Here is a 12,658-nt window from a genome sequence, read left to right as displayed (position 1 = left end):
TGTGACAAAAAAAAGAATTTCTTCAATTTGGCGGCTTTATTTTTCGGACTGACGAATAGCCTTGGCGAGACGCCAAATTGCTACTAGGCTCAGAAATTACCTGGCACGCCGACAGGCTTTTTGATCAGCCATTTCCATCATTCAGACGTCAAACACCTCACCTTGAAATCTCCCCCCAAAAGGCCGGATACCTCTTACAAATCGTAGGGATGGCACCTACCTGCCCTTCGCTTTGGCAGCACTAAGCTTGGTAGCGCACTGGCTATTTAAGACCTGCGCCCACTTATGTTTATGTCAAAGGAATCCGTATGACCCCAATTTCCAAAACCCTGGAACAGATGCTGATCGAGATTTACCAGGACGGCAGCGTGTCTGTAACGGAATACCGCCAGCTTCGCGACAACGCCGACGAGCGCATGGCTGCCGTCATCAACGAGTTTGGCCAACACAACAACATCACTGCGTTCCAGAAAGCCATGGACGTCGCCATGCAACTGTTGCAGCTCTCGGTGATGGATGCGAAAAAAGCCAAGCTGACCGATACCGGTGAAGCCATCGTCAAGGATGCGGTCGTAGCTCAAGTGGAATATCTGCGCGTAGGGGCCGACCTGGCCCTGCGTCTCTTGTAAGCGCCGCTCCAAAGCGCCCACCCCCCATCGGGCGCTTTGGTTATGGCAAACCAGACGTCTCACAATCTTCCCAACCCAAACCGCTTTGCGCAGTCGCTTTCAAGAGCCAGGGCACTGCACTGCGCACTTTGTCTTGAGTGTCATGAAAGGCAATCACTCCGTGGCGCCAGAGCAGCATCAGGGTTAATACGCGATGTGCCGATTGTTCGGCGGTCAAGCTGCTTGTCAGATCCTGCGAATCAATGTTCCACAAGGCCACCTGCAAACCCTGCGAATTGAAAAACGCCCCGCTGTCAGCCCGACGCTGGCCGTAGGGAGGACGGAACAGCGGGACATAGTTTTGCCCCAAGACCTGCTTCACCAGCGCAGTACTGCGCAGTACAGAGTCTTGCCAATGTTGCCAATGACTGTGCGAGCGATACTCCCACCCCTGCACACCGACACACTGCCCTTTGTACAGTGCCTTGAGTGCCTGCTCGGAGCTTTTGTCGAGTCGCGTTTGCAGATTGTTGCCCAAGACAAAAAAGGTCGCGCTTATGGACTGTTTACGCAGGTAGTCAACGAGCCAGTCGGTGGTGCCACTGATGACCGTCGGGCCGCTGTTGAACGTCAGCATGAACAGTCGGTCATGCATGTCCTGGCCATTGAACTCCTGATCCCCCAGTAACTGAACTTCGCTACTGATCTGCGCAGACAGGGCCGCCAGGCGCAATTGCTCATCCAGATAGCGCCGGTGAAACCTGGCACTGGGTTCGGCCCATTTCACATAGAAGGAATCATCGGCTACTTCGAACTTGCCGGCTTGTTCACGCAGACTGCTCATGTCCTCGACGTAGTAACAGAACGAAGCGTCTTGATCACAGCTTTGCTGGGCGAAGTTGTAATTGGCCAGCAGACGTTGCCACAGGCGCTGGCGCAAGTTATCAATCGCCTCCATGTTGATGATCTTGAGGCCCAGGCGCTCCTTGAGACCGTTCTCGTCCAGGCCCTCGCTGACCAGCAAGGCATGGGCAAACGTGAGGATTTCAGCGCGCGAGGCGACATCAAACAAGGCTGGGCTGCTCAACTGTTCCGGCCAACTGCTGCGGTCCAGCGTCGCCGGATCATTGGGCGCCGCCACTGCCCCCAGACACACCAGCCAAGCCGACACAAAAAGAGCAATACGCAAAGAGCCATCTCCGTATAAAAACTGCCTGCACTATAACCGCTAACCCACCCCCCGTAGGAGCGAGCTTGCCTCGCGATCTTTTGATCTGCCACCTATCGCAGCCTACGTGCCTTGTCAGCGACTACAAACGCCATCTTTTCCAGGACCTATCACCACCATAGGTGGAGTCAAACCGTCCAACCCCCTAGAATCCACCAGACGCTTACAGGAGACGACTTCATGCTGATGGTGATTTCACCCGCAAAAACCCTCGACTACGAGACGCCGCCAGCGACTGCGCGTTTCACTTTGCCGCAACACCTGGATCATTCTCAGGAATTGATCGAACAACTGCGCACGCTCAGCCCTCAACACATTGGCGAACTGATGCACTTGTCCGACAAGCTTTCGGGCCTTAACGCTGCACGTTTCGGCAGCTGGACGCCACATTTCACCCCCGAGAACGCCAAACAGGCATTGCTGGCCTTTAAAGGTGACGTGTACACCGGCCTGAATGCAGTGGACTTCAGCGAAGCAGACTTCGACTATGCTCAAACGCACCTACGCATGCTCTCCGGGCTTTACGGCCTGCTGCGCCCGCTGGACCTGATGCAACCGTACCGCCTCGAAATGGGCACCAAGCTGGCCAATGCCCGTGGCAAGGATTTGTACGCGTTCTGGGGCACCCGTATCAGCGAATGGCTGAATGAGGCGCTGGCAGAGCAAGGCGATGACGTGTTGCTGAACCTGGCCTCCAATGAGTACTTTTCGGCAGTTAAAAAGTCAGCCCTGAATGCTCGCATCATCAATACTGAATTCAAGGACCTGAAAAACGGTCAGCACAAAATCATCAGCTTCTACGCTAAAAAAGCGCGCGGCATGATGAGCCGTTTTGTGATCAAGGAACGCATTAACAACCCGGCCGATCTCAAGCAGTTTGACGTTCAGGGCTACCGTTACAGCGCTGAACAGTCCAAGCCCGATCTGCTGGTTTTCTTGCGCGACGAAGCTCCCGAGTAGAGGCCTAGCCATGTTTGTCGGTGTTTTACTGATCATTGCCTGGCTCGTCCTGTTATTGCGCTACCCGCGCAAAGCCTTGCCGGTGTCGTTGGCGGCGGTGATCGGGCTGGCGCTTGTGGCCGCATTCGTCGCCTGGCAGGACAACCGCGAGGCTGACCAATTGGCGCGGCTGGATCTGCGGATCGTCTACGACCCGACACAATGCCCCGCAGACCGCCCGCTGCAGTTAACGCTGAGCAATCACAATGACGTGCCGCTGACCGAGCTGGCCTGGCGGATTGCAGCCTATGCACCGGGCGACACCGTCAACCTCGCGGACAACCAGTACACGGCCCCTCGTTATCGTGGCCCTGGCGAGCTACAGGCGGGCGCATCATGGCACGACTGTTTGCCTATGCCACCGCTGCGCAGTGGCTATCGCGCGCAAAACCTGGAGTTTCGCGCTGAGCGCCTGCAAGGCAGTTTCGCCAATTAAGGATTTTTCGATGCTTCGTGTTTTGATTACCGGGTGCTCCAGCGGTATCGGCCGCACCATGGCCGATGCGTTCAAGGCCGCTGGCCATGAGGTCTGGGCCAGCGCTCGCAAACCACAAGACGTGGCCTCTCTGACCGCCGCCGGATTCAACGCCGTGCAACTGGACGTCAATGATCAGGCTGCACTGGCGCTCCTGGCCGGACGTCTGGCCAACGAAACCGATGGTCTGGATGTGCTGATCAACAACGCGGGTTACGGCGCCATGGGCCCGCTGCTAGACGGTGGCGTTGAAGGTCTGCAGCAGCAATTTGAAACCAATGTGTTTTCAGTGGTCGGCGTCACCCGCGCAATGTTTGTCGAACTGCGTCGCAAGCAAGGGCTGGTGGTGAACATCGGCAGCGTGTCCGGCGTGCTGGTAACCCCGTTTGCGGGAGCGTATTGCGCGTCTAAGGCGGCGGTTCACGGGCTGAGCGACGCCTTGCGCATGGAGTTGGCACCGTTCGGTATCCGCGTGCTGGAAGTACAGCCTGGCGCCACCGACACCCAGTTTGCGAAAAATGCCAGCGATCAGGCCGAGCACTTGATCCGCGAAGACTCACCATGGTGGCCGATGCGTGAAGGCATTCGCGCACGGGCCAAGGCCTCGCAAGACAACCCCACCCCCGCCACGGCGTTTGCCACGGCAGTGCTCAACGCCGTAACCCGCCCAAAACCACCCCACCTGTTGCGCTACGGCAATGGCAGCCGGGCCATGCCGCTACTCGCCGCACTGGTGCCGAGCGGGCTTTTGCAAAAAATTCTCATGAGGCGGTTTGGCTTGAAGCGCTGACCGTCATCCCTAATATTCATAGGGCTTATACCCAAAGAGTATGAAGCCCTATGGGTCCTCGGCGCACTTTAGACCTAATATCAAACAGTCAATAAAACAGTACACTTGCCTCTTCGCGAGCCGTTTGGCAAATGACCGCCAAGTTCTTCATTGACGAGCAATTCAAGAAAACAAAATGGTTGGAATCGACATTTCAGAGGTGATATTACATCGCCAATGGACTATGTTAAGTCCCGGTCAGTTTTCATATTGCTGCACGCGGCAGTCGATACCGCGCACGATACAAGGAGTCAGAAAATGCCTGATAAAACAACGCGTCTCACCATTCTTATTGATTCTTCGACCAAGCAAAAGCTGGAGATTCTGTCTGAAGAAACAGACCTCACTATCTCTCAAGTCATCAGAAAGCTAATAAGAGACCATCTTAACCAACATGAAAACAAAACTATTAACATGCCGGGCACCCGGGAAAAACTAGATTCGTCAACCCATGCCTGATATTTAAATAGGACTAATACTTTAGCATTAACTCATTAATACTCTTTACATGCGCTAAACGTATTACTTATTTAAAAGTTTTTTTGAAGTTGATCCAGGAATGCCCCGGAACACTGGGGCACCCGTGGGTCAGCCATCGCCTAGCGCTCCCGTAACGCCTCTCGCGCCCGATTCATTGGCTTGATCAAGTAGTCGAGTACGGTTTTGCGCCCGGTCTTGATGTCTACCGAGGCGATCATCCCAGGCACAATCGAGAAGGTTTTCCCGGCCTTGTTTCTCAATACGTCGGCATCCGTGCGGATAAACACGCGGTAATAGAACACCTCCGGCTTGACCTCGTCCTGAATGGTGTCAGGGGAGATGGTCACGACTTTGCCGTCCATTCCGCCGTAGATGGCGTAGTCGTAGGCGGTGATTTTGACTTTGGCAGCTTGATCGGGGTGGATAAAGGCGATGTCACGCGGCGAGACCCGCGCTTCGATCAGCAGTTGCTCATCCAGCGGCACGATCTGCATCAGTCGACCATTGGGCGGGATAACCCCGCCAATGGTGGTGACTTCAATGCCCTTGACGATCCCGCGCACCGGCGAGCGCAGGGTCAGGCGGGTGACCGAATCGGAGCGACCGCGCATCACCGACGACAGTGTCTCGACATCAGCGTTGGCCTTGGCCAACTCCTCCCCCGCATGCACCATGTAGTCCGAACGCGCCTGGGTCAGTTTCAACTCCAGCTCCGCCTTTTGCCGCTTGAGACGCAGCACTTCTACGTTACTGGCAGCCCCGACCTTGGCCAGGTTTTCGGTAATTTCCAGCTCACTGCGCACCAGCGCCAATGACGAGCGCACCCCGGCCAACGACTCATCCAGCCCCTTGCGCCGCGTGGTGTACAAATCGGTCTCTGCACGAATCAACGCCGGATAGCCCTGCAACTCAGCGGGAAACTCCAGCGGCTTGTTGTTCACCTCTGCCTGCAGGCGCACCACGCTGGCCAGCGCCGCTCGGTATTTGGCGGCACTTTCATCGAAGTTGGACTCGGTTTTGGTCGGGTCGAGCCTGGCCAAAACCTGCCCGCTCTTGACGATATCGCCCTCACTCACATTCAGCTCGGTCACGATCCCGCCTTCCAGCGACTGGATAATCTGCTCACGGGACGTCGGAATGACTTTGCCGGTCCCGTTGGAAACCTCATCCACTTCAAACAGGTAGGCCCAGACACCAAACGCGAGCAGCATCAGGCACACATACCCGACCACCCGTGTCGAGCGCACCACGGTGTGATCGTCGACCCCATCGTGATACGGCTGAGTGCTCTCATCTTCAGGAGCCAGCAACGGGATCTTTTTATGCCGTTCAGTTCCCGGCGACGCGTTATCGTTGTTCATGCACGAAGTCCTCAAGCCCAGCCAGCTGTGTGGGCGTCATGTTCATTGCGTCGCCTTTTGGGGTTTTGAAAGCCGCGCGATGGCGTTTTCTTTGGTGTCATCCACCACAATCCGGCCGTTGTCCACGACGATGATCCGGTTCACCAGGCTCAGCACACTCATGCGGTGGGTGGCGATGACCAACGTGCGATGGGCCGCCCACTGGTTGAGGTTGTTGATCAGGTGGCGCTCGCTCGCTTCATCCAACGAGGCCGTGGGTTCGTCCAGCAGCACGATATGCGGCTGGCGAATCATCAGTCGCGACAGCAGCAGCGCCTGCCGCTGCCCCCCGGAAAGCCCCAGGCCGCCCTCGAGAATCAGATGGTCCATGCCGCTGGCAAACTTGGCGACAAACTCCGCCGCTCCAGTCAGTGTCAGGGCCTGGAGGATTTCTGCGTCGCTGGCGTGCGGCGCGCCCATGATCAGGTTGTCGCGCAGAGTGCCGTGGAACAGCCGCGAGTTTTGGGTCAGCAGCCCAACGTCCCGCCGCACGTCAGCCGGGTCTATCTGCCCCAGCGCCACGCCGTCCAGGCTGATGCTACCTGCCTGCAAATCCATCATCCCGGCCAATGCCTGAAGCAAGGTCGACTTGCCCGCGCCATTGCGCCCCAACACAGCAATGCGCTCACCCGGGCGGATCTTCAAATCGGCCACTACCAGCGCGGGGGCTGGCGAGTCATCGGCGTACTGGAACGCCGCCTGGTTGAGTACATAATCCCCGCGCACCACGGGCAAATGCACACGTTTGCTGCCTTCGGCATGGTCCACGGGCAATTCCATGATGCGGTTCAGGCTTTGCAGCGCCACTTTGGCCTGCTGCCACCGAGTCAGTATCTGAGTGAGCTGGGCCATCGGCGCCATCATGCGCGAGGACAGGATCGATGCAGCCACCAGGCTGCCGGTGGTCATGTCGCTGGCCATCACCATGGGTGCGCCGAAGACCACCACCACGGCAAACACCGAGCCCTGCACGGTGTTACTCCACGACATCAAGGAGTTGGTCAGCATGCGCAGTTTCAAGTTGGCATCGGCACAACTGGCGTTGTACTGGTTCCACTGCTGTTGAAAACGCTGCTCGGCCTGCAGCGATTTAACGTCATCAAGCCCCTGAACGGTTTCGACCAGCATGGCGCTGCGCAACGAGCTTTCACGCATCGACAGATTCGCAAGTCGGGCCAGCTTGCGTTGTGACAACAGGCCCGGCACCACCATGAAAAACAGAGCCACCACAGGAATGGCCACCAAAGGCCCGGCGATAAACCAGAAGATCACTAAAAACAGCAGGAAGAATGGTAAGTCGGCCAAGGCTGTCGCGGTGCTGGAGGTGATCAAATCCCGTACTTGTTCCAGCTCCTTGAGTTGCGAAATAAACGAGCCGGTAGACCGCGGGCGCACGCTGTTGCGCAGACGGATCGCGTGCCCGAATACCAGATCGGACACGCGCATGTCGGCGCGCTTGCCAAGCATGTCGGTGATCCGCACCCGGGTCATGCGCATGATCAGATCAAACACCAGTGCCAGCGCTACGCCACCGAACAATACATACAGCGTGGGCATCGACTCGGCCGGAATCACCCGGTCGTAGACCTGCATCGAAAACAGCACCCCCGCCAACCCCAGCACACTGGTCACCAACGACGCCAGCATGACGTAGCTGTACGGCCGCAAGTCGCGCAGCACGATGCTTGTGAACCAGTCTTTATCGTAGGTCTTGATGTAGTCGTCGACCCGCGCATCGCGCACCGCGCGCAGGGGGCGAAGAATCAGGGTTTTGCGTGCATGCTCGACCAGCTCCTGACGCGTGATGCGGCTCTGCAGGCCGCCGTCGCCGCTATAGGCGATGCCCAAGTCATCGTTATCACCGACGGTTTGCAGCACGCCCACCTGGCCATCATCGAACTGCAGCACCAGCGGCATTTGCCGTTGCAGCAGGGTCGAGGAGGTAAAGTCCACAATCACGCTGCTCAAACCCGCCTGACGGGCCATTTGGCGTATTACATCTTCCACGACGACGCCTTCGGTCCACTGCACGGCTAGCCGCACACTTTGTGCCGAGCACTCCAGGCGGTAGTGCCGGGCGACCATTAAGATCGCCTCCAGCCAGACTTCATAATCCAGCGTGGCCGATGGGTTGAGCGGTGCCTCGGCGGGCTGTTCAGTGCCTTGCGTATCAGCCTCAAGCATCACGGCATCGTTCATGGTCGGATCTCCACGCCTTGTATCGAGCTGTTATCCAAGTGGAAGGCTGTGCGCAATCCGCCGGTGTTGTAGAGGCAATCAATCTTCAGGCGCCGCAGATCGGCCGCGGTGTTCTCGCGGTCCATGCGTGCCTGGTGGATTTCCTGCTCGGCATTGAGCAAATCCAGCAACGGTCGAGTGCCCAGTTCAAGGTACTGCTGGCGATAAAGATCGCGGGTTTCAGAGATGCTGCGTTCGCGAAAATCCAGGGTTGAGAGGCGCTGGGTGAGGCTTGTGATCTGATCCCGGGCCTCAAGCAAACCCTGGCGGACGGCAAGGCGCGCCGCGTCGTTGGCCGACTGTGCTGTGCGCAAGGCCTGTTCGGCAGAAGCCTTGCGAGCGTTGATGGCGCCGCCCTGATAGATCGGCATTTTGACGTTCAGGAACACCCCGTAACGCGTCCGGTCGCGGCCGTTCTGTACATTGTTGTCGTTGCTGTCCAGGTACTGAGTCAACTCCGGGTCCAGAGACAGCGTGGGCAGCGCTTCAGCCTTGGCATTGGCGATTTGCGCCACTGCATCGAGCTGCTGCGACTGGGCGATCAGTAACGATGGCGTGACGGCCTCATCGGGAACCACCCCCTGGCAGGAATGTTCCAGACTGTCGGGAAAGCCCTTGGTGACGCTCACAGGGACCTGGGAGCCGAGCAAGCTGCCCAAGGAGCCGCGCCAACGGTTCAATTGCGCGGTGTATTGCAGCTGGGTCGCCACAGCCGCCTCGACCCGTGACCGCGCCTGAATCAAATCAGAGCGCGTGCTGGCGCCCATGTCGCTGCGCTTTTTGGCCAGCTCGGCAATCGCCGAAAGGCCTTCAACCTGCTCGCGGGCCAGCACCACCATGATTTGCGCGCGTTGTAGCTCAATCACGGCAAACGAGGTGTCCCGGGTCACGTCGTCGACCGCCAGCAGGATCGCTGCCTGGCTGCCGCTGACCCTGGCCAGCGCGCTGTCCACCGTGCTGGAAACCTTGCCGAAGTCATACAGCATTTGTGACATCGACAAGGTAAAAGCCTGGCTTTCGCCACTGCCGTTCAAGCCACTGTCGTAGCCTGAACGTATGCCCCCGCTGATTTGCGGGTAGTAACCGGAACGGGCAATGACCACGTTCTGATTTTGCTGATAAAGCCTGCCGATGGCTTCGGCAATTGCCGGGTGCCATTCCACGACACGTTGCACCGCGCCGGTCAGGTCCAGGGTGGCCGGGACCACTCGCTCCGGCGGGACCGGGGCACTGACGCCCATGGGTCCACCGGGTAAATTCGTGCCCAATTGACTCGGGCTGATTATGTTGACGCTTTGTGGATCATCGTAAAACGATTTTGCCATGATGGGTTCAATTGACAGCGGCACCAGCGCAGCTGCCAACATCACAACAGGCAGATGTTGTTTTCGTCTTTTTTGCCTCAATCCAGCCCCCAGATGAGTGTTACTCCTGCAGTACAGGCCACTCAGCGAAACAGCATTGGGGTATCTCAGGCACCCTGATTCAGGTGTGCCCACAACAACGAACCATTACTCAGCTTCTGCAACGATCCATCATCGCAATACCGTTAGTACACAAAGCCGGGCCTTTCGGCCCGGCTAAAACGTCATCGATCAAACCACGTTGATACCATTCTGGATCCACAGCTGATGGTTCTGATCTTCCTGGCTAGTGTAGATCACGTATTCCAGACCGTTATCGACTTGAGTGAGTCCCGATGACCAATTGCCAGTGAGGTGAACACTGTCCTGATCATCGCCCTGAATCACTAACCGATCGGCCTCTGGCCCGGTGATGGACACCAGGTCTTCGAGGCTCAATGTCAGATCAACTGCACTGACGTGATTGAGGTCGATCGTGTCGATCCCGCTGACCTTGCCGATAAGCGCCGTCAGGTTGATAGCTGCATCCCCTCCTTCCCACAGCAACCCATCCGCCCCCGCGACGTTGTCGTGATGGGTGAAGCCGGTGTCGGCAACGACTGCATGATCACCGTGCTCGCCCGTAGCGTGCTCCTGTGTATCAGCAACATGGTCGACGGCGGCGACATGTTCCTCCACGGCCAGTGCGGCGAACGATGTGGCGGTCTTGGCCGGTGCGCCCGGGTTGGCATCGTCCCAGACCAGCCCGCGGTCTGGAGAGTCAAGACGGATATACAACTCAGCCGTGTCGGAGTTGCCTGTTGGCGAGGTGAGTTTGTAGGTGAAGTGATCCACCTGCCCCACGTTGCTCGCCGTCAGGCCGGCATTCGGCGTGTAGGTGTATTTACCATCGGCAAACAGAGTCAACGTTCCGTATGCCCCCGCGACCACCTTGCCCTCGCCACCGGCATTCACGAACACACCCTTGTCCAGCACACTGATTACGGTCAGCGCCGAGCCCAGCTTGTCGGGGCCGGTCAAGGTACTGGACAGCACATTGCCGGTGGCCGGGGTGACCGTACCCACAACAAACTTGTCCAGGTAGGTAGGCGTAAGTTTTTGGTCGATGGACACTTTACTGCCCAGTGAGAGCAAGATAGTGGTCGACGCAGTTACCCGATAAGTGCCCTCACCCAGGTCTTTAAAGGTATGGGAAATCGCTGAGAAGCTCTGTTGTGGTACTGCAGCCCACGCCCCGTTGATGAATTTTTCCAGGGTCAAGGTTGTGCCACCCAGCCCCTGCGCTCCCGATGAGAATGTCGCAGAAACTGCAAGATCGCCCTTGGTATTGGCAGCAATCGTGATGCCCGCACCCGAATTGGATCCTGTGCCAGTGACAAGGCCTTTCAGATCATACGTAAACACCCCAGCCGAAACCTGTGGTCCGACTTCAGGCGACAACCGTATCGCTGTAGAACCCACGTCATCATTAGCAACCGGAACGATAATGCCGGGGGCCGAAGGGTCGGTCGTGCTCCACGTGAAATCGGAGTCTGCGCTATCAATGCGCACATACAAGGTGGCTGTTGAGGAGCCCGCCGCATTGACCAGGTGATACTCAAACGAATCAACCTTGCCAAGATTGGCCGCATTGCCATTTGCCACGTACGAGTAACTGCCGTTGGCAAAGATCGTCAGCTGACCATATTGACCCTGCAACACGGTCCCAGCCCCGGTCGGAACGTCCGCATCGACAAGCTTGCCGTCGACCATCACCTGAACCTTCGCAGGCCCGGCCGTGCCCGTAACGTCGGTTTTTCCATCAAAGCCCAGGTCGGTGATCACGTTACCTTTAACCGCTGGCCCAGTGTCGGCCGTGAAATCGGTCAGGCTTTCTTGGGTAACGCTCAACTTGGCCGTTGCACTGGACAACACCTTGACCAACGCCATATCAAGCTCGAACGTGAAGCGATAATTTCCAGCAGATAGGCCTGTAACTTTCCCGCTGCCACTGGACCCGAATATCCCTAGCAAATCGAGTAAACCGCCCCCCAGGGAACCCTGCTGAACCGGCAGCCATCCGCCCTTGCCGTCACTCACCTCAAGCGTCGCCTTGACCCCGCCCCCCAGCAATTTCAGGAAGTCAGCAGAACCCGAACTCAAGTTCAAGGTACCGGTCGTACCACTGGCAACAGTAAAGAACTGAATATCTTTGATGTTACCGGCAATGATAATTCCGCCTACGCTGGCTAGCGTATAGACCGTCATGTCATTCAACGGCTTGTTGCTCGTCACCGGTTTGATCACTATCTCAGCCGTTGCCAGATCGTTGAAGGCTTTAGGCGTCAAGGTTCCCGGCAAGCCAGCATCAGTCGCCAGATAGATTGCCGGCGACGATTCGTTCTGCGCGGCATCCTTGAGCGTAACGTTGAGCGTTTCACCGGTACTGCGTGGCGCGTTCAGCGTGACCGTGAAATTACCCTGCGCATTGACAGTGCCTGTACCGATAGTCTGCCCCAGGTAGTCTTTGACGGTCACCTGGCTACCCGCTTCGCCCTTACCGCTGAACGTCACACCATCCGCGCTCAACGCAAGGTTGGTCGGGGCAGCCGGTGGCGTGGTGTCGCCCGCCAACACTGGCGCCGCTGCCGACACGTTGCCCGCCTTGTCGGTCAGGGTAACGGTGAGGTTTTCACCGTTTTTATGCGGCCCAATCAACACCGCTGTAAACGAGCCATCTGCTGCGACAAGACCGGTACCGATTTGCACACCGGCCGCATTTTTCACGGTGACGGTGCTGCCTGCTTCGCCTTTACCTGTGAGCGTCAAGCCATCGAGACCGACTTTAAGCTCAGTCGGCGCCGCCGGTGCGGTGGTATCGCCCGCCAACACTGGCGCCGCTGCCGACACGTTACCGGCCTTGTCGGTCAGCGTAACGTTGAGGCTCTCGCCATTTTTTTGTGCAGGGTTGAGGGTCGCAGTAAACGAACCATCAGCGCCTACAGTGCCGGTACCAACGGTCACACCTGCCGCATTTTTCACGGTGACGATGCTGCCC

The 12,658-nt window shown here is 57.6% G+C and carries 10 protein-coding genes; 5 read left to right on the top strand and 5 right to left on the bottom strand.

Going from position 1 to position 12,658, the window contains the following annotated elements; all coding sequences use genetic code 11:
• Positions 1-308: 308 nt before the first annotated feature.
• Positions 309-629 carry a hypothetical protein gene (locus NTD86_RS15775; RefSeq protein WP_262203567.1) on the top strand — a complete coding sequence of 107 codons (321 nt, stop codon included), beginning with the start codon at positions 309-311 and terminating at the stop codon, positions 627-629.
• 40 nt (positions 630-669) lie between these two features.
• Here the strand turns inward: NTD86_RS15775 and NTD86_RS15770 are convergent, their stop codons facing one another.
• Complete coding sequence (locus NTD86_RS15770) at positions 670-1,797, bottom strand: polysaccharide deacetylase family protein (protein WP_262203566.1); 1,128 nt, start codon at positions 1,795-1,797, stop codon at positions 670-672.
• Positions 1,798-2,016: 219 nt separating this feature from the next.
• On the opposite strand from NTD86_RS15770, the gene yaaA reads away from it, so the two are divergent.
• From yaaA to NTD86_RS15750, 4 genes are all read left to right on the top strand, one after another.
• Positions 2,017-2,796 carry a peroxide stress protein YaaA gene (gene yaaA / locus NTD86_RS15765; RefSeq protein WP_262203564.1) on the top strand — a complete coding sequence of 260 codons (780 nt, stop codon included), beginning with the start codon at positions 2,017-2,019 and terminating at the stop codon, positions 2,794-2,796.
• 10 nt (positions 2,797-2,806) lie between these two features.
• Positions 2,807-3,271, top strand: a complete 465-nt coding sequence (locus tag NTD86_RS15760; RefSeq protein ID WP_262203562.1) for a multidrug transporter — start codon at positions 2,807-2,809, stop codon at positions 3,269-3,271.
• Between the two features lie 10 nt (positions 3,272-3,281).
• A complete protein-coding gene (locus NTD86_RS15755) occupies positions 3,282-4,100 on the top strand; it encodes an SDR family oxidoreductase (RefSeq protein WP_262203560.1) in 819 nt (272 codons plus the stop codon).
• 297 nt (positions 4,101-4,397) lie between these two features.
• Positions 4,398-4,598 carry a hypothetical protein gene (locus NTD86_RS15750; RefSeq protein WP_262203559.1) on the top strand — a complete coding sequence of 67 codons (201 nt, stop codon included), beginning with the start codon at positions 4,398-4,400 and terminating at the stop codon, positions 4,596-4,598.
• A gap of 140 nt (positions 4,599-4,738) precedes the next feature.
• Here the strand turns inward: NTD86_RS15750 and NTD86_RS15745 are convergent, their stop codons facing one another.
• The 4 genes from NTD86_RS15745 to NTD86_RS15730 form a co-directional block, all read right to left on the bottom strand.
• On the bottom strand, positions 4,739-5,980 hold the full coding sequence (locus NTD86_RS15745) for an HlyD family efflux transporter periplasmic adaptor subunit (protein ID WP_262203557.1): 1,242 nt from the start codon (positions 5,978-5,980) through the stop codon (positions 4,739-4,741).
• Positions 5,981-6,022: 42 nt separating this feature from the next.
• Entirely contained in the window at positions 6,023-8,218 is a 2,196-nt protein-coding gene (locus NTD86_RS15740; protein ID WP_262203556.1) for a type I secretion system permease/ATPase, read from the bottom strand.
• Positions 8,215-9,624 carry a TolC family outer membrane protein gene (locus tag NTD86_RS15735; RefSeq protein ID WP_262203555.1) on the bottom strand — a complete coding sequence of 470 codons (1,410 nt, stop codon included), beginning with the start codon at positions 9,622-9,624 and terminating at the stop codon, positions 8,215-8,217. The genes NTD86_RS15740 and NTD86_RS15735 overlap by 4 nt, the downstream gene beginning before the upstream one ends.
• A gap of 228 nt (positions 9,625-9,852) precedes the next feature.
• On the bottom strand, positions 9,853-12,658 hold a 2,806-nt coding region (locus NTD86_RS15730), incomplete at its 5' end, for a BapA/Bap/LapF family large adhesin (protein ID WP_262203553.1).

This window comes from Pseudomonas sp. 7P_10.2_Bac1, assembly GCF_025465935.1.
Taxonomy (GTDB): domain Bacteria; phylum Pseudomonadota; class Gammaproteobacteria; order Pseudomonadales; family Pseudomonadaceae; genus Aquipseudomonas.
Note: the sequence above shows the minus strand (reverse complement) of the source record. Positions and strands in the feature narration are given on the sequence as shown.